Origin of the sequence: Anaerozeibacter quisquiliarum (assembly GCF_051162045.1) — a bacterium.
Lineage (GTDB): Bacteria > Bacillota > Clostridia > Christensenellales > Aristaeellaceae > Anaerozeibacter > Anaerozeibacter quisquiliarum.
On sequence record NZ_JBISDI010000020.1, the window covers coordinates 42238 to 63949 of the forward strand.

At 56.9% G+C, this 21712-nt stretch carries 16 protein-coding genes; 14 read left to right on the forward strand and 2 right to left on the reverse strand.

The features are described from left to right. The first annotated feature begins 10 nt into the window (after positions 1-10). Positions 11-166 carry a hypothetical protein gene (locus ACH6CV_RS10310; protein WP_456358104.1) on the forward strand — a complete coding sequence of 52 codons (156 nt, stop codon included), beginning with the start codon at positions 11-13 and terminating at the stop codon, positions 164-166. Here the strand turns inward: ACH6CV_RS10310 and ACH6CV_RS10315 are convergent. After that, complete coding sequence (locus ACH6CV_RS10315) at positions 157-561, reverse strand: DUF4332 domain-containing protein (protein WP_456358105.1); 405 nt, start codon at positions 559-561, stop codon at positions 157-159. The two genes, ACH6CV_RS10310 and ACH6CV_RS10315, sit on opposite strands and share 10 nt — an antisense overlap. A 135-nt stretch (positions 562-696) precedes the next feature. Between ACH6CV_RS10315 and ACH6CV_RS10320 the strand changes: the two genes are divergently transcribed. The 11 genes from ACH6CV_RS10320 (at position 697) to ACH6CV_RS10370 (ending at position 18198) form a co-directional block, all read left to right on the forward strand. After that, positions 697-5301, forward strand: coding sequence for a phage tail tape measure protein (locus tag ACH6CV_RS10320; protein WP_456358106.1), 4605 nt, complete (start codon positions 697-699; stop codon positions 5299-5301). Between the two features lie 71 nt (positions 5302-5372). Then, a complete protein-coding gene (locus ACH6CV_RS10325) occupies positions 5373-6023 on the forward strand; it encodes a hypothetical protein (RefSeq protein ID WP_456358107.1) in 651 nt (216 codons plus the stop codon). Continuing rightward, a complete protein-coding gene (locus ACH6CV_RS10330) occupies positions 6023-7900 on the forward strand; it encodes a phage tail spike protein (protein ID WP_456358108.1) in 1878 nt (625 codons plus the stop codon). Before ACH6CV_RS10325 ends, ACH6CV_RS10330 begins: the two co-directional genes overlap by 1 nt. A gap of 2 nt (positions 7901-7902) precedes the next feature. Beyond that, complete coding sequence (locus tag ACH6CV_RS10335) at positions 7903-9726, forward strand: hypothetical protein (RefSeq protein WP_456358109.1); 1824 nt, start codon at positions 7903-7905, stop codon at positions 9724-9726. A 1-nt stretch (position 9727) separates the two neighbouring features. After that, positions 9728-10297, forward strand: coding sequence for a hypothetical protein (locus ACH6CV_RS10340; protein WP_456358110.1), 570 nt, complete (start codon positions 9728-9730; stop codon positions 10295-10297). A 4-nt stretch (positions 10298-10301) separates the two neighbouring features. Continuing rightward, positions 10302-12341 carry a DUF859 family phage minor structural protein gene (locus tag ACH6CV_RS10345; RefSeq protein WP_456358111.1) on the forward strand — a complete coding sequence of 680 codons (2040 nt, stop codon included), beginning with the start codon at positions 10302-10304 and terminating at the stop codon, positions 12339-12341. 86 nt (positions 12342-12427) lie between these two features. Then, positions 12428-13348, forward strand: coding sequence for a peptidoglycan-binding protein (locus ACH6CV_RS10350; RefSeq protein ID WP_456358112.1), 921 nt, complete (start codon positions 12428-12430; stop codon positions 13346-13348). Then, on the forward strand, positions 13349-13783 hold the full coding sequence (locus ACH6CV_RS10355; RefSeq protein ID WP_456358113.1) for a phage holin family protein: 435 nt from the start codon (positions 13349-13351) through the stop codon (positions 13781-13783). A 543-nt stretch (positions 13784-14326) separates the two neighbouring features. Next, on the forward strand, positions 14327-15508 hold the full coding sequence (locus ACH6CV_RS10360; protein WP_456358114.1) for a HEAT repeat domain-containing protein: 1182 nt from the start codon (positions 14327-14329) through the stop codon (positions 15506-15508). A 3-nt stretch (positions 15509-15511) separates the two neighbouring features. Then, complete coding sequence (locus tag ACH6CV_RS10365) at positions 15512-17692, forward strand: radical SAM protein (RefSeq protein ID WP_456358115.1); 2181 nt, start codon at positions 15512-15514, stop codon at positions 17690-17692. A gap of 107 nt (positions 17693-17799) precedes the next feature. Beyond that, the gene (locus ACH6CV_RS10370; protein ID WP_456358128.1) at positions 17800-18198 is read left to right on the forward strand and encodes a peptidoglycan-binding protein; all 399 of its coding nucleotides are present in this window, start codon (positions 17800-17802) and stop codon (positions 18196-18198) included. A gap of 60 nt (positions 18199-18258) precedes the next feature. Here ACH6CV_RS10370 and ACH6CV_RS10375 read toward each other — a convergent pair whose 3' ends face one another. Then, the gene (locus ACH6CV_RS10375) at positions 18259-20832 is read right to left on the reverse strand and encodes a PAS domain S-box protein (protein WP_456358116.1); all 2574 of its coding nucleotides are present in this window, start codon (positions 20830-20832) and stop codon (positions 18259-18261) included. Positions 20833-21128: 296 nt separating this feature from the next. On the opposite strand from ACH6CV_RS10375, the gene ACH6CV_RS10380 reads away from it, so the two are divergent. Beyond that, complete coding sequence (locus ACH6CV_RS10380) at positions 21129-21539, forward strand: helix-turn-helix domain-containing protein (protein WP_456358117.1); 411 nt, start codon at positions 21129-21131, stop codon at positions 21537-21539. Beyond that, on the forward strand, positions 21520-21702 hold the full coding sequence (locus tag ACH6CV_RS10385) for an SHOCT domain-containing protein (RefSeq protein WP_456358118.1): 183 nt from the start codon (positions 21520-21522) through the stop codon (positions 21700-21702). The genes ACH6CV_RS10380 and ACH6CV_RS10385 overlap by 20 nt, the downstream gene beginning before the upstream one ends. The last annotated feature ends 10 nt before the right edge of the window (positions 21703-21712 follow it).

A 21712-nucleotide genomic window follows, 5' to 3' on the forward strand; every position in this document is an offset into this window, starting at 1 on the left:
AGGCTGGCGTATGACCGACATCGACAACATGGATATGCTGGGCTTTTTCCGGGTTCGGGCATGGGAAGCAAACAGAGCGAAAGCAACCAAAGCACCCAAACGCAGGTTCATTGACGAAGTGTGGCCCCGTCATGCCAGCGAATCATTTGTGACGGCTCAGTATTGAATAATGCGCGGCAGTCTTTGCGCTTGCTCGATCCAGTCCTTGATCTCCGCTTCGCTGGGAAATGAACAGGTTTCAGGCTTGACACCACTGACTGCTACCATCTTCTTGCGCAGATTCGCCGCATTGCGGCGTGATAGATCCGGCACTGTCTCTACGCCAGCTGCCCGAAGCAGCCTTGCGTAATCAGGACCGACCCCATTAATCCGGAGCAGATCTGCCTGATGCGCCCAATCCAGGATGGTCGTCCGAGGTATTCCAGTTCTCTCGGCCAGCCGGGTCCGCCCATTCGCCATGATGCAGACTTGCATTAATGCCCTGAATGATGAGATACCGGCAGCCTGTAACCTCTCGATGGATTCCTTGTCAATTCCCTGAACCTTGGTCAACGTTCTCATGCCTGGTGCCCCCTTTCACATCAATAACAGTCGGAGACTCCTTGTGAACATTTTACCTTAAAATAACATTCGGTGTCAAGGACCATGCTTCGAAAGTAGCGTGACATTTTCCATTTTCAAGGAGGGAGGATTTCAATGAGCGAGACGCTTCGAGATCTGGTTGTTTCGCTGTCCTTGAGCACGGACAATTTCACGCGAAACATCAAGACCGTCAACAAGCAGATCGCCGAAGCGGAGAGCAAATTCAAGCTCGCAGCTGCAGGGGTAGAAGGTTTTGAGAAGTCCGCGAGTGTGCTCGGCTCACAGATCGGCTCGCTGCGGCAGAAGCTCGTAAGCCAGAGGCAGGCAGTCGAGCAGTATCAGCGCGCGCTGGCCGCAGCGGATGCGAAACTGCAGTCCTCCGTGGCGAACCACGGCAAGTTTAGCGCCTCTCTGGAATCTGCCCGCACGAAGCAGGCCGCGCTGAAGGGTGAGGTCGAGAAGGCCACCCGTCAGGTGGAATCGTACCGCAGCACGCTCGGGGCGTCCAGTTCCGCAACGATCGCCGCGGAGTCCAATCTTGAGGCGCTGACCGCGGAGTATGCTGGGGCATCGGCAGAAGTCACCAAGCTCGAAGGTCAGGTCGTGGCGACCGGCAAGGCCATGCAGAAGGCCGCGGACGACTACACCCAGGCGCGGACGAACCTGAACAACGCCACCACCGCCGTCCGCGAGACGCAGGCGGAAATCGGGAAACTGTCTAAGCAGCTCACGGCTGCGAAGTCCGCGCTCCGCGCCGCGGGGGACGACCTGACCGCGTTTGGCAAGAGCGCGACCGCCGCGGGCAAGGCGCTGACGCCCGTGGGGCGAGACCTGACGCGCTACGTGACGACGCCCATCGCTGGGCTTGGCGCGTTCGCCATCAAGTCTGCCATCGACTTCGAAGACGCATTTGCCGGGGTCCGAAAAACCGTCTCCATGACCAAGGACGAGTATGCCGCGCTGGACGCGTCCATCAAGCGAATGACGCTGGTCAAACCCGCCGATTACGAAGCGATTGCCGCCGTGGCGGAGGCAGCCGGACAGCTCGGCGTCGCCAATCATGCCATTGAAGGGTTTACCTCCGTCATGACGGACCTGGGCGCGGTGTCCACCGATCTCTCTGCCGAGGATGCCGCCACCAATCTCGCCAAACTCGCCAACATCATGGGTGTGACTGGGGACAAGCAGACCAACGAGTACTTCGAGCGGATGGGCAGCGCCGTCCTTGAGCTGGGCGTCAACTCTGCAGCCACCGAGGCGGGTATTGTGGAGATGTCCATGCGCCTCGCCGCGGCCGGTAAGCAGGTGGGGCTGACTGAGCCCCAGATTATCGGGTTCGCGACGGCACTCTCGTCGGTGGGTATTGAAGCCCAGATGGGCGGCACCGCGTTTTCGAAGGCCCTCATCAAAATGGAGCTGGCCGTAGAGAGTGGCGGGAAGTCGCTGAAGGATTTCGCGAAAGTATCCGGCTTGACCGCTGATGAGTTCACGCGCCTCTTCAAGTCCGATCCCGCGGCAGCGTTCCAGGCGTTCATCGAAGGTCTGGCAAAAATGGATGACGAAGGCGTCAGCGCCATCTCCACACTGCAGGACATCGGGTTCAAGGAAGTGCGGCTCCGAGATACGACCCTGCGCATGGTGAACGCAACGGAACTGTTGAGTTCCACACAATCCATCGCCAACAAGGCCTGGAAGGACAATAGCGCCATCACGACGCGGGTAGCGGAGCGCTACAACACCACGGCCAATCGTCTGAAGATGCTGAACAACCGCGCGCAGCTAACGGCCGCGACCTTCGGCGATGTGATGCTGCCCACCATGGAAGATGTGATCGCTGGAGCAGGCGATTTCTTGGACGGCTTTGCCGAAATGGACGAAGGCCAGCGCAAGGCGCTCATCTCCACCGCAGCCTGGATCGCGGCCATCGGTCCTGCCATCCTGCTGGTAGGCAAGCTAAACACCGGTATCGGCACCGTATCAACCGCGCTCGGAAAGCTGCTGCTCTCCTCCGTCGAAGCGGGCGGCGGTGCCACCGGTATGCTCTCCGCTCTGAAGGGTCTATTGGGTCCTGCGGGCATCGCAGCGGTGGCCGCTGTCGCGTTGTATGGCGCGTACAAATGGTACGACTATGCCTCGGGGGCCGCGGCAGCCCGGGAAGCGACTAGGGGCATGATCGACACCGCCGAGCAGTGGCAGTCCACCCAAGCGAAGACCATCTATGATACTGGCAACGATCCGTTCACACGGTTTGGCATCGATGAATTAGCGTTTTCCAGCGGCGTCGACGCCGCAAAAGACTGGCTGGATGCCATCCGCAAAGTATGGTCCGACGGCACGAAGGATTCGAAAACGGCTGTGAACGAGTACATTGACCAGTTTACCGCCGGATCGGACGAAGTGCGTGACGCGATCAAAGCGAGGCAAGCTACCCAGGAGAAGTACGGGGTCAAGGGAGACAAGACCGCAACCGACGACCTCAAAAATCTGAAGGCGTATGACAAGGAAGTCGCGGCGCTACTCAAAAAGCGGCGGAACAAGACGCTGACAGAAGACGATCAGAAGCGCCTGGAACAGATCGTGCAGGAGCGCGTAGAGATCAAGCTGCGCTACATCACCGGCGAGGGTGGCGGCTACGACAGCATCACCCAGGCGGTGGAAGCGGAGAAAGCGCGCCTCGCTGCCGAGGGGCAATCCCCGGGCTCCGACCTGTACGGCGATGCGCTGTCAGCGGCGGCCACTGGGTACAAGGCACAGGTTGATTCCATCAACCAATCCTACACCGACCAGTACGCCGACATCCTGGCAATCACGGATGAAAAGGAACGTCAGGACGCGCTTGATCAGCTGAACCTGGAGCACATCGAGCAATTGAAGGCCGCTCGCGAAGCGTACAACGCTGTTATGGGCGAGTACGCCACCGAGGCGTTCAAGGCCCCGGAAGTGCAGCAGGCGCAGGCGGACATGGAGAAGCTGCGGCAGATGATCGCCACCTTCCAAAGCGACGGCGTTGTGACGGGCGATGAACTGACACAACTGAAGGCGTTCACGGACTCCTTAGACGAGGGGAAGCTCGCCAGCTATCTTGCGCTCCTGAAGCAGATTGACGAGGGCGGGTTGGGCGACCTCAATCTGGGTACCGAAGGTGCGCCCATCAAGGCAAGCGACCTTCTCGGCGGGTACGACACCGTTGCCGCGTTTCTTCAGGCCAACAGTGGCACGTTCGAAGGGCTGGCAGGCATGTTTGGAGCGGCGGACGCAGAAGCGAACCGCGTACTGCTGGACATCGGGATCACCCCCGAGGGCCAAGTCGTAAAAGACTGGGTGGACGCCCACGAGACTTTTACCCTCGCCGGGACAGCCAGCCTCGACTTCACGGGGCTGGACCAGGCGACATTGGACGCGTTCTATTCGGCAAACCCCGACAAGAAGCCCAGCGTCGTGATGGACGTGGGGCTCAAGACCGGCTGGGCGGAAGCGCTGCAGATGGCCTACACGAACGGAACACTGCAAGTGTTCGGCGCAGACGGCGCAGCAATCAAAGTGACACCCGAAGTGCTGAAGCGCATCGGCCCGACGGACATCTTCCTTGAAGGGATAACCGATGAAAACGGCAACGCGGTGCTGGGCGTCGTCATCACGCAGAAACTGGGCACCAAGGAAGCCGTGGATGCTGCGGATACCCAACTCAAGCAAGTACCGGACAATTTCCTGCCTGACTGGCTGAAGTCCAGCACGAGCGATAAAGTCACATCCATCACCAGCCTCGTGCAGGGTGTGGAGGATCTGACCACTGCCGGCGAGGAACTAACCGCCCAGCAGGGTAAGTCGGTGATCTTGGACCAGCTGACCAGCCTGAACAGCGCGGACATCCAGAAGATCTCCGATTCCATCGCGGCAGCCATGGCGGCGCTGAATAGCGGCACATTGGATCCAACCACTGAAGCGCAGGTGCAGGAACAGCTCAATTCTCTACTCACCGTCGTGCGGACTGCGGACGAATACTTGGGCGTGGGCAACGATATCTCCGCGGGCATCGCGAGCGGGTTGACCACCTACGGCTGGACCGGCGATGCGGCGACCGTCGCCACTTCCATTGAAACCGCACTGCGCACTGCGGCACAGACACACTCTCCATCAGCCATGACGCGCCCGATCGGCGTCGATCTTTCGGCGGGCGTCGCCGTTGGCATGACGGCTTACGGGTTCGGCTCCACGGCTGGTGTGGTCACCGCTAAAGCAAAGTCGGCTCTTTCCGCCGAACTCACTACGGATACGATGAAGCCCATCGGCAGAAATGCAATGGTCGGCATGGCGGCGGGCATCCTGAACGGCCAGAACATCGTCGTGAACGCGATGCGGATTGTAGCCGAAGCCGCGGTTCGCGCCGCGAAAGCGAAGCTCAAGATCCAGTCGCCGTCCAGGGTGTTCCGGGATGAGGTCGGTCGGATGATGGTCCGGGGCATCGGCGTTGGTGTGGAACAGGAGGGCAAAGCCCAGGCCAAGGTGATCCAAAACGCTGCCCGATACCTGACCGACGCCGCACAGGCGGGTGTTGGCGGCAGTACCTCTTATGATAACCGCCGCACCTATCATCAGGACCAGAGCGTGACCGTGCAGGTCGACAAGCTCTACGTCCGGGATGAAAAGGACGTGCGCAGCCTTGCCATTGAGCTGGCGCAGTTCAACAAAACCCAGTACGCGGGCATGGGTGTCCGCTAATACACGAAGCGAGGTGATGAGGAATGGCCGATTGGTTCGCATGGAATGGTGTGAAGTGCACCGACTACGGTGTGCATGTACTGACCCACCCGGCCATCTCCAGGCCCAAGGAGCGCGTCACCACGCAAGCGGTGCCGGGACGTAGCGGCACGCTGACCATCACGGAGGGCGACTGCGTGTACGATGAGTTCATCGCGCCCTGCGAATGCATCGCGCCGAACCCGGCATCCATCCCGGCGTTCTCCGCCTGGCTGCACGGTCCTGGGGTCGTGATGTTCGGGAACCGCCCCACCGGGTTTTACTATGCCCGCGTCAGTAACCAGATCGACTTCGAGACGGTAATGCGCGGGCGTCTGCAGCGAAAGTTCACAGTGAACTTTCGCTGCCAACCCTTTCTATACCTGCTGGGTGTGGAAATTATTGTGCTGACATCTTTCGGCCAGATTGTGAACCAGGGCACCGTCTTCGCCGAGCCGATCATCACGGTGGAGGGTACCGGCGACATCGACCTGATAATCGGCGAGGTGACGCTGGGGATCGCGGGCCTCTCGTCCTCGATTACGATCGATGTGCCGCAGCGGCTGGCGTACAAGGACAGCATCAACCTGACCGGCTCGTTGTCCGGCGACGAGTGGCCGACGCTGCCGGTGGGGTCGACGGCCATCTCCTGGACGGGGAGTGTCACTCGCCTCATGATCACCCCCAACTGGAGGACGCTCTGATGGGCGACGTGTACATCTATCCCCCGGACGCCGAGGACTTCGACACCATGGGCCTCTGCGGCGCGCTTTCCGCGACATCCTGCGTGCACACCGAGGCGCGGAACGATCTCTCGGAGATCGTGCTCTCGCAACCTATCGATGAGATCGGGCGTTGGGCGTTTCTGCAAAATGACTACATCCTCAAGTGCGACGTGCCTGTGCGCACCGTGCCGCCCATCACCCCGGAGGGGATGCTGGTCACCGCTCACGAGGTGTGGACCATCAAGACCGGCACAACGAAAACACAGCGTAACCTCTACTACAAAGCGACCGGCAACAAAGTGCGCAAGAAGAACCTGCCGGTGGGCCTGAGCATCCCCATCATCTTCAAGGGCGAGAACCGATACAAGGGCGTCTTCACCGGGCGAAAAAAGTACCGGCACAAGGGCAAGTGGCGTTGGAAGACCTACACCTACTACGGCTGGATCGCGAAGTCCGCCATCCAGTACACACTGACCGAGGACTGGCCGAACGATCCCGCCGCCATCGAAACGGTCGCGCCCGCGTGGATTGTGGCCGATCAGCTCTTTCGCATCTACAAGGTGGACCTACGCGACGACGGCGTGACCGCCTACGCCCGGCATATCTTCTATGACCTCCTGAACAACCTCACCTCGCACCCGCCCGGGCAGACGGATTGTGTATCAACGGTTGACGGAATCCTGGAGAACTGCCTCGTACCCACGCTGTTTTCAGGGTTCACCAACATTGACGGCGAGAGGGTGATTGACGGCTGGACGCGGGTCAATCCCGTCAGCGCTCTGCTGGACCCTGAGACCGGCGCGGCGGCGCTGTGGGGCGCGGAAATCGTCCGTGACAATTACGACTTCTTCCTGCTCCGGGACGCGGGATTAAACCGCGGGGTACGCATCGAATACGCGAAGAACCTGCTGGGTGTCTCCTGCGAGGTAGATGCCTCCGACGTGGTCACACGGATCGTGCCCGTCGGCAAGGACAAGAGCGGTAAGGACCTGCTATTGACCGCTGGCAGCTACAACGTAGACGGCACCGTGTACACAATCGCCGCCGACCAGACCTGGATTGATGGCCCACGCGCTTCCCTGTACCCCACGCCCCACGTGCAGGCGCTCACCTGCTCCGGCGAGTGCAAGGAGACCAAGACGGTCTCGAAAACCTCTGTGCGCATCCGCATGATCCGGGAAGCGCTGGCGGCGCTGGCTAATGACGCCGACCTGCCCAAGGTATCCCTGAAGGTAGAGTTCCTCTCCTTGGGCGATACGGAGGAGTACGCCCAGTACCGCAGCCTGGAAGATGTGTTCCTCTATGACCGGGTCCGGGTGAAGCACCCGGGGATTCAGCTCGATGTGCTCACTGAGGTCAACCGCGTCGAGTTCGATTGCCTGGGCGAGAAATTCCGGTCCATCGAACTGGGCTCCGTTCGCCAGGACATGAGGAAGACCGCTGTTGCTTCCTGGCAGCTGCCCTCCACCATCTCCGGCCGGAAGATCGCCATGGAGAGCATCTCCGCCGCGCAGCTGGAGCCCGAGTCGGTGGAGGAGATCGACCTGTCCTTAAACAGTAGCGTGATCGGCGTTGCTGAGCAGACGGTGGGCATTACCCTCGCAATTGTCGCTTCGCGGGGTGGCGTGTTGACAACAGAAGTGCTGGAGACGGTGCTAACTGCAAAAGTCCTCCGGGGTGCCTCCGATCTCACCACTCAATATGACGCTTCCCGTTTCTCCTGGACGCGCTCGAGTCCGGATGCGTATGGCGACACTCTCTGGAACGCCACGCACCGGGGAACCAAGACCATCACCGTCACCGCCGCCGACGTAAAGCGTCAGGCGGTTTTTCATTGCACACTGGAGGAGGAATAACCATGGCCGCACTCGCAACCGGGCAGATCAGCATCGTGGACCTCGCGGACGGCAAGTCGCTGTCCTGCTACATCAACTCCAATCAGCCGCGCATCCAAGTACAGGAGGTCAACGCGGGGACCTTCTCCCCGGACTGGTCGATTGCCGCCGGCAACGTCATCCTGACGCCAGTGGTCTACGCCGATCAGGCGCAGATTCCCCTCACTCAGGCAGGGCTCACGATTGACTGGAAGCGCAGGGAGGGCTCCGCGTCGGAGACCGCGCTGACCACGGGTGAGTCGGTCACCTCAGGCGTGCTGATTGTCTCCCAGAACAAGATGGCCTCGATCTCCGCAGGCACACTGACCTACATCGTCTATGTGACCTATACCGACCCTGACACCGGAGAGACCATCTCTGTGTCCGCCGCCATTGACTTCGCGCTGGTCAAGACCGGGCAGAACGCGAAGAACTGCTGGATCTCCGGTGAGCAGGTGTTCAAGTATGCCTCCGGCTCCCCGACTCCGAACCCCACGTCCATCACGCTGACCGCGAATATCCAGAACGTCACCTTTTCCAAGTGGCAGTACAAGAATTCCTCCGGCGTCTGGACGGATTACCCCACCGGCGACGGTAACACCGTGATCACCACCACGACACTGGTGGTGAAGCCTGCGCACGCGGTATGGGTGAACGACGTAGCGACTATCCGAGCAGTTACATCGGACGCCGGGATCGGTGACGCGACCAGCGTGTACAAGGTCGCCGACGGTGCGGCGGGTGCCAGTGGTTCCAGCGGCGCGTCCGCCTCCGTCGCAATGCTGACCAATGAGAACGTCACCTTCGCCGGGAATGTCTCCGGTCAGGTCTCCGCCACCAGCGTCGTCTGCAATGTAGTTGCCTACACCGGAACGACGAAGGTCACGCCAACCGTGGGGTCTGTTACCGGAGCGCCCACCGGCATGACGGTCGCCGTTGGAAGTGCCGTGAACAGTGAGATCCCGATCACGCTGACCATTGCGGCCAACGCCACGCTGGGTGGCGCGGGCCAGCAGCAGGGTACGTTGTCCGTGCCGATCACTTCGCCCGTCAGTACCACACTCGTTATCACCTGGTCCAAGGTCAATACCGGCGCTACGGGCGCGGCGGGCGCGAATTCGGTGGTCTTTTCCGTGTACGCGCCCAGCGGCGCGGTGTTCCAGAACCAGTCGGGAACGTTGACCCTGGCGACCGCCGCCTATGACGGCGCAACCGCCATCTCCTCCGGCGCTACCTATGTCTGGAAGAAGTACACCGCCGGCTCCTGGGTGACCATCTCCGGGCAGACGGCATCCACCCTCAGCGTCAGCGGTTCCGACGTCGTGGGGATTCAGGCCTACCAGTGCGCCATGACCTACGGCGGCAAGACCTACACCGACACGATCACGCTGACTGATAAGACGGATAATTATCAAGCGGCAATTGAAAGTACCGGCGGCAGCGTGTTCAAGAACACCGTCGGCACCTCCTGCCTAATCTGCCGGATTTGGCAGAACGGGGCGGAGACCGACGCACTCAAGTCGGTGACCTTCTCCGCCACCGCACCCTCGTCGCCCGCGACGGGTGATTTCTACTACAAGATCACCACGACGACGCCCCAGATGGCGCTGATGCGCTACTCTGGCTCCGCGTGGGTGGATGTGACCGCGGACGCGACCTACAAGCACACCCGGACCTATACCTGGTACAGGCGCGACAAGGACGGAAACATACTGGACGGAGGTGCGACGTTCGCCACCGGCAAGGTGATCTACATCGACGGGGACGACGTGACCGTGAAGACCACGTTCACCTGCGAGGTGAGTTAAGGTGGCTATTACCAGCGCACAGTTTACGATCTCGGACCTGACCGACATCATCGCACAGGCGACCGAGCCTACAAACCCGGTCGATGGGATGCTCTGGCGAAACACCACCACCAATGCGCTCAAGGTCTACCGCGCTTCTCTTCCGGGCTGGGAGGTTGTGGTGGACAATCTGTCGATTCAGGGCTTGATTGAAGCGCTTCAGAACGGCACGATCAACAACGATGCCTTCAACGATCTGATGGACGCGGCCGGGGCGCTGACAAACTTCGCTTCAGCGCCTTCACAGGCCACTTGGGATAACATCGCCAGTTCCCTGACGTTCGGGGGCGAAGGATTGACGATCTCCAATAAGGGCGGCGATCTTTGGACGCGCCTTGCACTGGAGCAACTGGAATTCTGGAAGGGCAAAGATGCCGCGGCTGTGCTGATGGCCGTCTTTGGCGTGCTGAAGACCATCACGTCGCCGACGCTGCAGATCGGGACCTCTGCCCAATCGCCAAAGCTACTGCTGGGCGCGGGCTTGCTGGAATACCAGGCAGCGACCGGGAACATCACTTGCAGAAAGGCTTGATTTCATGCCCTCAGTAACGATCCCCACCAGCACTGGGCCGCGGTGGGGTGATTCGTCGTTCAACTCGTCCACAGCCTCGCTCAAGGTTGGCAAGAGCGGAACTTCCACCTATTACGGCTACGTCGGCTTCCCGGCGCTGAACCCGACGTGGACAATCAAGTCAATCACATTCAGGATGAACCGGACCGACAGTTACTCGACGAAGGTGCTGCAGTTCGGCAGCAACACGTCGAACGCGTGGGGGTCTAAGGGGACGCAGGACTGGAAAGCGGACTTCTCTGTCGCATCAGGAACCGGCACGAAGTCGTGGAGCCTGACGGCGTACAAGGACATCCTGCAGGGTTATACCGGAACGTGGTACCTGCATGTCCAGCACGGCAGCGGTTCGAACTCTTACTGTGAGTTCAACGGCGGGACGGGCAGCTCTTCGCCGCGGCTGGTCATCGAGTACGAGGACTCGTCGGTTACCGTGCTGGGCGACCAATTTACCATCGGCATGCAATCGACCCTGACGGTCGGGAACGCGGGCAGCGGGCTGACACACAACCTGTCGTACTCCATCGGGACGGCGACCGGCGTGCTCGCCACCGGTGTTGCAGCAGGGGCGACGGTCAATTGGACGCCCGACACTACGTTGGCTAACCAGATCACGGATGATATGGTGGGCGACGTCACGCTCACGCTGGAGAATTATTCGGGCGGCGTCTTTCAATCATCGCGCACGCTGACATTCCCGCTGAACGTGCCGGCGTCCTTCGTGCCGATTATCTCATCGGCTCCGTTTGCGCTGCAAAATCCCGTGGGCGATACCATTGGCGTGTACGTGCAAAACAGAAGCTGGACGAAATGCACGATCACGGCGGCATCAGTCTATGGTGCGAGCATCGTGGAGTATCGGCTCACTATCGGCGGCGTGACCTATTCCTCTACGACGAACGTCATCACCACAGGCGTGCTGGCGCAGTACGGCGTGCTTTCGGGGACGGTGACTGTGGTCGATTCGCGCGGGCAGACGGCGACGTATACCAATGCTGCGGCTGCGACTGTGTACCAGTACTTCGCGCCGATCATCACGGCGTTTTCGGTGATGCGCTGCACGGCGGGCGGCGTGGTCTCTAACACTGGGACCTACATCAAGTACGTCTTGACCGTATCCTTTGCGCCGATCAATAACCTTAATGTCAAGGCCGGCACACTCAAATTCAAGCTGGCCGGTGGCGCATATGGCTCCTCGGTTGGGATGAGCGCGATCCCGACGTACAGCGCGACCGTGACCGGCGTCATCGGCGCAGGCACGATCACGTCTGCCGCATACGTCGTGTCGGCGTCGTTAACGGACAAGTACAGCACCACGACCGTCGAGGTGGACCTTGCATCCTCGAAGATCTGGTTCGACCTGCATTCCTCCGGTGAGGGCATGGCCATCGGCAAGCCAGCTGATACCGCGAGCCTGTTCGACGTGGGCATACCGAGCCGCTTCGGTGACGACGTGAGCTTCGAGAGTGATGCGCGGTTTAAGGGCGGCGTGGTGTTTGATAAGCCAATCGGCCCGATCTGTATGTTCAGCGATCCGACCAGCGAGTCGATTGTTTATAATGCCACGTCGAGGATGTGGCTGCTCGATTGGAAAACGATCGTACAATCAGCCGGGAACCCATACGATCTATTCGCCGGAGGCACTGGTAACGCGAGAACCGTTGGTGTGATAATTCCAGAGACCGGGTTTTACCGCTTGTCGGGTATTGTGCATTGCTCTCAATCATCCTCGGAAAGCGGCATCTCTCCCTATTTCCTGCGATTGCCGGGGACGTGGAATCCTACGCAAGACCGCAACTACATGCTCGATGCCGATTACAGTTCTGTTTTGCTGAAGAAGCACTTTTACTACCATCCGGCATTCAGTACAACGAACTCCGTCTGCAATTTGGACGTGTTGATGCTCTTCAATGCAGGAGAGAAGGCGATGATGACCATGTATCTGAATAATGCGTCGAAAACGCTGTATAGCTCGAATACATACTGGTCGATTCAGAAGGTCGGGTAATCCCAGAACGAGCTGCTGGCGTGGATCGGTGTGACGGGAGGCTTCCAAGCGCAGGGGCGCTTATTCTTTTTTTTGGGAGGTACTACATGAGTTACCAGGATACCACAAAGGCCGCCCGCGACTGGGCGGTCTCGAAGATCGGCTGCAAATACAGCCAAGCCAAACGCACCCAGGAGAGGATCTTCGACTGCTCCTCACTCGTCGCCCGCGCCTACAGTGCACAGGGCAAGGCCTGGAAGTACGGCGGGCGCGTGCCGCTTTCCTGCAATGAGGTCTATGATGATGATTTTGAGCTGGTCTGGCCAGCCACCTATTCAGAGATCGGCAAGAAGAAGGGCGGCTCGTCGGTGATCGCGCTGGCGCGCCAGCCGGGCGATCTGCAATTCCTGAACACGAGCCAGACCAGCCGGGCGAACAAGATCACACACGTCACGATGGTGGCGTCCGCGTCGAAGATCGTTCACGCCCGTGGCACGGCTTACGGCGTGCGGCAGGATAGCCTGACGCACTACGCCGGGAAAGTGTGCGCGCTGACGCGGTACAATCCGGCGTGCGATCTCGTGCCTGGCCACAGGGGCTACCGCACGGCCGCGCTGCAGAAGGCGCTGAACGCGAAGGCGGGCGCTGATCTGAACGGCGACGGCGAGTTCGGCTCCAAGACGCTGGCGGCGCTCAAGGCATTTCAGAAGGCAAAGGGGCTCCCGGTGACCGGCAAAGGCGACAGCGCGACGCTCGCCGCGCTGGGACTCGTGCCTGCTGTTGAATCGCCTGCGGATTTGCCGGACGTGACGACGCCCACCAATCCGTCTGTACCGGTTTCAACCAATAACATCCGCGTCACCGGAGATTCCGTCAACATTCGCACTGGCCCCAGCACCGCCTATGACGTCGTGAAGGCGGTGAACAAGGGCACGATGCTGACGTTGGTGGACACCGACGGTTGGCACCCGATCATCATCGGGGACGAGGTATGCTGGATCAATAATAAATTCACGGAGGCAATCTGAATGAGAGACCTTACGATTGACCTGATCTGGACCAAGCTCCAGATCTTCGTTACCGCGCTGGGCGGGTTCCTGGGCTGGTATCTGGGCGGCAATGACGGACTGCTCATCACCCTGGTGGTATTCGCTTGCATCGATTACATCACCGGCGTTATGTGCGCCATTTCGGATAGGACGTTGTCCAGCGCGGTCGGCTTCCGCGGCATCTTCCGGAAGATCCTGATTTTCGCGTTGGTCGGAGTTGGGCACATCGTGGATGAGCAGGTGATCGGAACCGGCGGCGCGCTTCGTTCCGCGGTTATCTGCTTCTATCTTTCCAATGAAGGCGTTTCTATCTTGGAGAATGCTGGTCATCTGGGTCTTCCGATCCCAGATAAGCTGAAGACCGTTTTGGAGCAGCTCCATGACCGGGACGAACAGGATATTGACCAGGGGTAAGGCGCTGTTACCTGAAGATCCACTATGAAATAATTCTACTGAGGCTTATAACGCGGAAGCTTTCGCGTTGTGGGCCTTTTTCTTTTTTTGGGCCTTGTATGCGTGCAGCAAAATTTCAATGTTTCTTGGACGGATCTTGATATTTCATAAAAATGCTATATATTACCAGCAAGTGAACACGCTTAGATACGTCGCAGCCGGCACAGGATCCCAATGTATTTGCCCCCCCCCCCGTATTCGTCACCACCCGATATGCGATAAATCAGTAGGGGTTCGGTGAGAGTGGTTGAATGACACGCGAGAAAACCAGTATAAAACCGTGCTGGAAGACCTATATGAAGGCGCCCTTGACAGCTAAGCTAGAATCCGTTACGATACTGCTAAGGAGCAAACTGAGTTCTCATACCGATTGACAGCATTTCCAAATTCTCGTTATGCACAACTTTCGGGGACCGATTTGGACATGAAAGGCGGAAAATCAGCCCATGCCGCGGAGGGCTGGACTTCAAGCTTTACTAATTATCATAGAGAAGGGTGAGACTTATGAAACTCTTTGCCCCGGGATGGATGTCGAAAAACAGTCAAAGAGCAATGAAAAGCGTGTGCAAGCTCAAAGACGATGCCAAGCTACACAGAGCCGCGCTGGAAGCGCCGCTTGCGTCGGTATGTGCGGCGGCGGTAGAGAAACTGACCGACGAGAGCGTGCTGGGGGATATCGCGAAAAATGCCAAGTATGGCGATGCGCGTGTAGTAGCGGTAGAAAAGCTGACCGACCAGGGCACGCTGGAGGATATTGCTAAACATGCCACGTATGGCGATGTTCGTATAGGAGCGGTAGAAAAGCTAACCGACCAGGGCATGCTAGCGGATGTTGCGAAAACAGACACGGATTGGAAGGTTCGCAAAGCTGCGGTCATAAAGCTGATCGACCAGGGCATGCTGGCAGACATCGCGAAACATGCCACGTATTGCGATGTTCGTTTAGAAGCGGTCGAAAAGCTGGCCGACCAGGGCATTCTGGCGGATTTTGCGAAAACAGACACGGATTGGATGGTTCGCAGAAGAGCGGTCGAAAAGCTGACCGACCAGGGCATGCTGGCGGATGTTGCGATAACGGACACGGATAGGTATGTTCGTAAAGGAGCGGTCGAGAAGCTGACCGAGCAAGCCTTGCTGGTGGATATCGCGAAACATGCCACGTATAGCGATGTTCGTATAGGAGCGGTCGAAAAGCTGACCGACCAGGGCATGCTGGCGGGTATCGTTAGAAATGACCCGGATTGTGAGATTCGGGAAGCTGCGGTCAAAAAGTTGATCGATCAGAACCTGCTAACTGATTTCCTGAAAAGTGCTACAACGGAAGACGTACGGCGAGAAGCCGCATATCGGCTCGTTGACCTCGACATAAACGATGATTTGCTTACTGACATGATAGACATTTTGGGTAATGAACTTAAAAGTAGAGAGGGCGACTCTAGAAGACAGAGAGCCGCCGACGCGCTGATGTCCCTTTACCGGCGGTATAGGCATAAGAAAGTCAAAGAGTATAATGGCTTGTATATACGAACGATATCTGGCGGGCATAGTGAGCATACGGATCATGAGGATGATCCTACTTGTTCCTCCCAATCAGGGCAAGGCGGCTGCAATGGTGCAAATTATACTAACATATTTAGCGATACAACTTACTCGAACGAGCTCATATTCAATACAGAGGAGATCTAACCCATGCCATGCGTTTCGTTTCGGCCTTCCACAGTGATGCTGGTTCCTTCCGCCGCCTGCCCCGCCGAGTGTCGCTATTGCTTTGGCCCACATACGGGCGACATCATGCCTGCATCCGTTCTGGACGCGTCGGCGCGTTTCATCCGCGACGAACTGTGGCGTGAAATGCGGGCGGGTAGAATCATCTTTCACGGTGGCGAACCTTTGATGGCGGGACACGAGTGGTTCGAGCGTTCGTTGGGCGTTTTGGCGGAAGCAACAGGGCATCACGCCCGGTTTACCATTCAGTCCAATCTGTGGGCATTGGATCAGCGTTTTGTGGATCTATTTGCGGAGTACCGCGTCAGCGTAGGTACCAGTTTAGATGGGGACCGAGATATATGCGACGGCCAGCGCGGAGCCGGTTATTTTGATAGGACCATGGCGGGCATTCGTCTTTTACAAGAAAATGGAATGAGGGTTTCCGTCATTGCCACCGTCTTGCCGGAAAATGTAGACAGGATACCGGAGATGATTGCGTTTTTTGATAAGGAAGGGCTGCCGTTTACCATGCGCGGCGCGGAACCATCTCTAGAGAGCGGCTATAGGAATTATCTCTCCGCGAGGGACACGGAACGTTTATACCGCGGCGTGATGGAGTATATGGAGCGCGACCCGGCGCCATCCCGGGTGCGTGATGTGGAGGACGCTATCCGAAATGTCTTTTCACAGTGCAGCACGCTGTGTACCTTTACCAACTGCTTGGGTCAGTACGCGGCTATTAGCCCGGAGGGCGGCGTCTATACCTGCCAACGGTTTTGCGGCGTGCAAGAGTTTTGCATTGGCACAGTATTCGACCGTACCGACGCCATTCAACATAGCGCGGCGTACAAGCGTATCGCCGCGACATACGAATCTGCCGCCCGGACATGCGGCCCCTGCGTCCATTTCAACTACTGTAACGGCGGCTGTCCATACAATATCCTTGTGGCAGAAAAGTACGGAAAACCCTGGCCGCGTTGCAACGATTCGGAACCCTCCGGCAGGGTATATAAAAGCCTGTTTGACCATATCAGTCAAAAACTTGCCGCCGAAGTTGCCGATGTTATGCTGGGCAGGGAAAATCCGACGCCGTACCTGGCTGCCGCTGGTGACAGGCCGCATCCGGGCGATGCCTCGCGAGGCCGCATACGGTACGCTCAGGCGTATGCGTGGGGCACGGCAGGTGCGCCGCGCTACGCGTTCGCTCAAAAGGGTGGCGCGGGCTGCTTGTTCTTAAACATCACAAGCAACTGCCCGCTGCGATGCGCTCATTGCAGTGTGGAAGCTTCGGGCGGCAATCCGGAGATGCCTGTGGAAACAGCGTTGACGATCATACGGGAAGCGCAAGCTTTGGGGTTCCGCGAAGTTTCTATCAACGGCGGCGAACCGTTTATATACCGGGAGTTTCCCGCGCTTGTCCGTGGGATGGCGGCAATACGCGATAAGAATACAGATTATTCTTTGTTTACCAGCCTCTATTTGGATTTTGATGATGATTTGGCCGGCTTGGTATTACGCACGTTCAACCAAATCAGCGTCAGCTTGGACGGTGGAGCCGTGGAGCATGACCTGCGGCGCGGCGAAGGCGCTTTCGCCCGTACTACCGGGCATCTTAGCAAGCTGGCGGAGCTTAACCGTCAACTGAACAGCCCATGCAAACTGATGATTCGCGCGGCGTTAACACGGGAACAGAAAGAGCGTAGCGTAGACAAGGAAGTGCGCGAAGCCGCCAACACGCTGGGGATATCCTTCGTAACCATCACGAGTGTGCTGCCTATAGGCCGGGCGAAGCAGCTTGAGGCGGCGGTATTGCCCGCTCCGGCGCCGCCCAAAGACGATTTTATTCCGTCCTTTGTTCCGCGTGACAGTTGCGGCTTATGCTCCAATCCGCACATCACACCGGAAGGGGATATCTACCCGTGCTGGGCGTATTTAGAGGAGGGGCAGCCCTTAGGCAATGTGCGGGATGGGCTGAGAAACGTCATTTTTGATTATGTATGGGGGAATCGAAGGTACGAATACTGTGTGGATAATTCAGCCAAATGCCAGGGCTGTGACGTGCGCTACCTGTGTGGCGGCGTATGTCGCGCATATAGGGATAGTGACTGCGAAGCAATTCATGCGCATTATCTTTCGTTGCTTGAAGCTGACAGGATCGATTGATTCTTCCTTCCCTTCTTTTGGTAAATCAACTCAAAGATTTTGGTACCCTGCCGATAAGAGGGTGTTATGATCACAACGGCGAAGGGAAATAGATACGAGCAGCGCTCATCTCGCTGGATTATTCCTGTGGCAAGTGGGGCGCGGACGGTGAATTCGGAAAAGCCACAAAGAGTGCTGTCATCGCATTTCAGACGGCAAACAACCTCGTGGCTGACGGCGTCGTCAGCAGCAAAACGGTTGCGGCCATCAACACACTGCTCCCCGAGAGCGGTGAAGAGTCCGAAGCTCCAGCCGATCCGGAAACTGCCAAGCCGCAGGTCACTGTCACGGGCGGCTCGGTCTATCTACGAACGCTCCCGTCCGCATCCGGCGCGATCCGAGGTGTCGTCCATAAGGGTGACTTGCTGGAGAGTGCCGGGGAGTCTGTGAGCGGCTGGTTCCCAGTCGTCCGTGATGACGAGGTGTGCTACATCTCCGGGATGTATGCGGAGTTAGCTGAGAGTTAAGCATCATAAAGCAAGCATGCTTCTACAACGATGGACAGAAACATCATCATCATCACTTCTTCATTCAATAGCCCCGCGGGCGACTAAGGCAGCAAATGTAAGCACAATCTTCGGGTCAAACTGTGTGCCTGCGTTCCGTTGGATTTCTTCAATCGCCGCCTCTTTGCTCATCGCTCTTCGATATATCCTGTCGTTTGTCATGGCATCGAATGCATCGGCCACCGACAGGATACGGCACATTAGAGGAATGTTCTCCCCAGCTAAGCCTTGTGGGTAACCACGACCATCCCATCGTTCATGATGGGAGAGAATATACTTGGCGATCTTGGACAGCTCAGGCGTATTCATTACGATTCGGTATCCAATCTCGGGATGTCGTTTCATTTCAACCCATTCAGCCGCTGTCAATGGGGCGGGCTTTTTTAGAATATTCTCGTTAATGCCAATTTTTCCTATGTCGTGCAGGATGGCAAACAAGGACAACTCGTTCAGCTCCTCCATTGACAATCCAAGTTCTTTCCCCAGCTCGTCGCAATATCGCCTCATTCGTATATCGTGCTTTTCTGTTTCAAAGCTCTTCTCGTACAATGTGGTTAAAAGTGTATTGACGATCGCCTTTTTGTAACTCATATCGTTAAGCAATTTTTCGCGGTACATCCACTCCTCCGCCTCTTGAAGAATCAGATGTGTGTTTTCCTTGCTGGTCTTCACGCCATAACCCAAAGCAATGCTGATTTTCTGCATCTCATTGCTGTGGTTGGTACAGTCTGCCTTAATTTTATTCATGATCGCTTTGGTGGTCTCAGCCGATGTCCTTGGCAGAAGTACGACAAATTCATCGCCTCCCCACCGTGCGACGATGTCATTTTCGCGGCTGTTAGCACGTAAGATAAAGGCTACTTTCTTGAGAAGCTCGTCGCCAACCGTGTGACCAAAAACATCGTTTGTAATCTTGAGTCCGTTCAGATCACCCATGATAATGGCCAGCGGTAACTGATCATCGGCGAGACTCAGGCGTTTCATGGCTTCTTCCGCATATCTGCGATTGTAAAGACCGGTCATTTCGTCGTGGTAGCTCATGTAGAGGATGCGGTCATTTTGTTCCTTTTCATGTGAGACATCTCGGAAGACCATGACGACCCCGAACATATTCCCCGCTTTATCGATGATCGGCGCGGCACTGTCTGCAATTGGAATCAATTGCCCGTCCTTATTCATCAGGAGCGTGTGATTAGCAAGCCCAATCACCTTACCGGTAGTAAGCACCTTCTCAACCGGATTTTCTACCGCAGCCCCCGTGACTTCGTTTTTAAGAAAAAACACCTCACTAAAGTGACGCCCTTGTGCTTCCGCCTCGGCCCATCCTGTGATGGCATAGGCAGAATCGTTGAGGGAAGTAATTCTTCCGTTGATATCAGTGGTCACGACGCCATCGCCGATGGATTCAAGTGTGATCTGCAAAAGTTCTTTTTCTCTGTACATAGCTTCCATTATTTCTTCCCGATCAGTCACATCGAAGATAATGGAGAACAGCTCCTTTGATCCGCTGCTTTGAATCGCGCTTGTGTATACATCGACCATACGAACTTCGCCGTTTTTGAGGCGATGGGGAAAAACGAAATATTTCCGTTTCTCCTTGAGTGCCATTAGTCTGTATTGCTCCACCTTTTCCGGAGTTAGAAGGTTGATGTCTTGAATCCGCATCCCCAGTAGCTCGTTTTTAGTATAGCCATAGAAGTTACATGCAGACGGGTTCGCATCCTTGATCCTACCGGTGACCGGGTCAATGGTCATCATCACCGCCATATGGTTTTCAAACATCGACTGCAGCCGTTCCACCAGCTGTACGTTTTCCTGACGAAGAGTCTCAACTTCCGTTACATCACGGCTCGAGGCGACGATATACTGTATGTCGTCTTTGTCAAACACCGGCGTGAGCGTGGTGATCCACCTCCGGGTGCCGACGGGAAAGTCGTAGGTCATACTATAATTCGACGGAACGCGGAGTTGGACACACTTTTCAAAATATGTTTGCAACTGCCATCCTGTGACATCCCCGTAAACTTCAACAGGGTCCTTCCCCCGAATATCCGACAGCGACAGGCCCGTCAGCTTCTGGTGTGCCGCATTGCTCCGCAGATAGACAAATTTTCCATCTTTGAGCTCAAACAGCGACATGGGATCCAGTGTGCCGTTATAAACGATCTCCAGATCTCGCAAGGCAAATCTAAGTTGCTTTTCCTGTTTTTCCAGCGACAGCTTCTGATTCATTTCCTCTGTGATATCCTGAAACACCGTGACGAAACAGTCCTTTTCAGGGGAAGATGCTGTGACCTTGTACCAGCGACCGAGTGCATCGGAATACTGCGTAAATTCCTTTGTTGTACCGGTTAATGCAACCTCCCCGTAATATTCAACCCAATCAAAACGGTCACTCCGGATTCCGGGGATGACTTCTGTCACGCGCTTTCCAACGATCGATTCGGCCTTTAGACCGGTCATATGTTCAAAGGAAGCATTGACATCGAGGAATATATAATCCTTTGCCCGCCGTTGCTCATCAAACAGCATCTTATGATAGGCGTAGGCAAGGGGAAGCGTCTGAATCATCTTATTTAGGAATGCTTTCTCCATTGTAATGCTCCTTTCCAGTGATCAGGATTGCCCCGGCTACGATTTTGTAAGCTCAACTCTGATTCGGCAGGTTTAGTTTGGAACTTCATTATACTAGATGCCCAATGGATTTGTCCATTGATATTGAGAAATGGTTCTCTATTTAACTCAACACGGAACTCCGAGAAGTGTTCCGTAATATTTCGACTTACAGCTACAAAAATAACACCGCGATTCGGCAGCGCCAGGTCACGCTTTTTTGTGGGCGTAAACTCCGACGCTCGTATTTTTGACTGGGACACGAGGAGGTGTGTCCAATGACCGACACCCAACGCAATGAAATCCAGCGCCTTCGACAGGCTGGATTGGGATATGTGAAGATTGCCCAGACACTCACGCTGCCCGTAAACACAGTGAAGTCCTTCTGCCAGCGCAATCCTGTTCGCGACACTTCCGACGTCTCAGAGCCGACGAGGAATGTCTGCCCGCAATGCGGAGGACAATTGCCAATCAGGGTCGGGCGCAAACCGCGCCGTTTTTGCTCGGATCAGTGCCGCGCTCATTACTGGACGGAGCATCAAGCACAAATCGTTCGCAAATCGGCCGTGGTTTCCGTTTGTGCAGCCTGTGGAACGCATTTTGCCGACTATGCCAAAAGGGCTAGGAAGTACTGCTGCCACGCCTGCTATATTGCGGGGCGTTATAGGTGTGGTGAAAACCGTGGATAAGGCGCGGTTTGACAATGAGAAGGCATACCAGCTGACCATGAGCCTGGCACGCGCCATGCTCCGACGTGCGCTGATCACCCAAGAAGAGTATGACCGCATCGATGTTGTGATGACGCGGAAGTACAAGCCGCTTCTGGGCGCTTCAACGGTTGAGTTATCTTGACTTATTGGCC

Excerpts from the sequence above, each read along its gene's own strand:
- ACH6CV_RS10310 (WP_456358104.1), top strand. The coding sequence starts at position 11 with ATGACCGACATCGACAACATGGATATGCTGGGCTTTTTCCGGGTTCGG.
- ACH6CV_RS10315 (WP_456358105.1), bottom strand. The coding sequence starts at position 561 with ATGAGAACGTTGACCAAGGTTCAGGGAATTGACAAGGAATCCATCGAG.
- ACH6CV_RS10320 (WP_456358106.1), top strand. The coding sequence starts at position 697 with ATGAGCGAGACGCTTCGAGATCTGGTTGTTTCGCTGTCCTTGAGCACG.
- ACH6CV_RS10330 (WP_456358108.1), top strand. The coding sequence starts at position 6,023 with ATGGGCGACGTGTACATCTATCCCCCGGACGCCGAGGACTTCGACACC.
- ACH6CV_RS10335 (WP_456358109.1), top strand. The coding sequence starts at position 7,903 with ATGGCCGCACTCGCAACCGGGCAGATCAGCATCGTGGACCTCGCGGAC.
- ACH6CV_RS10345 (WP_456358111.1), top strand. The coding sequence starts at position 10,302 with ATGCCCTCAGTAACGATCCCCACCAGCACTGGGCCGCGGTGGGGTGAT.
- ACH6CV_RS10350 (WP_456358112.1), top strand. The coding sequence starts at position 12,428 with ATGAGTTACCAGGATACCACAAAGGCCGCCCGCGACTGGGCGGTCTCG.
- ACH6CV_RS10355 (WP_456358113.1), top strand. The coding sequence starts at position 13,349 with ATGAGAGACCTTACGATTGACCTGATCTGGACCAAGCTCCAGATCTTC.
- ACH6CV_RS10360 (WP_456358114.1), top strand. The coding sequence starts at position 14,327 with ATGAAACTCTTTGCCCCGGGATGGATGTCGAAAAACAGTCAAAGAGCA.
- ACH6CV_RS10365 (WP_456358115.1), top strand. The coding sequence starts at position 15,512 with ATGCCATGCGTTTCGTTTCGGCCTTCCACAGTGATGCTGGTTCCTTCC.
- ACH6CV_RS10375 (WP_456358116.1), bottom strand. The coding sequence starts at position 20,832 with ATGGAGAAAGCATTCCTAAATAAGATGATTCAGACGCTTCCCCTTGCC.
- ACH6CV_RS10380 (WP_456358117.1), top strand. The coding sequence starts at position 21,129 with ATGACCGACACCCAACGCAATGAAATCCAGCGCCTTCGACAGGCTGGA.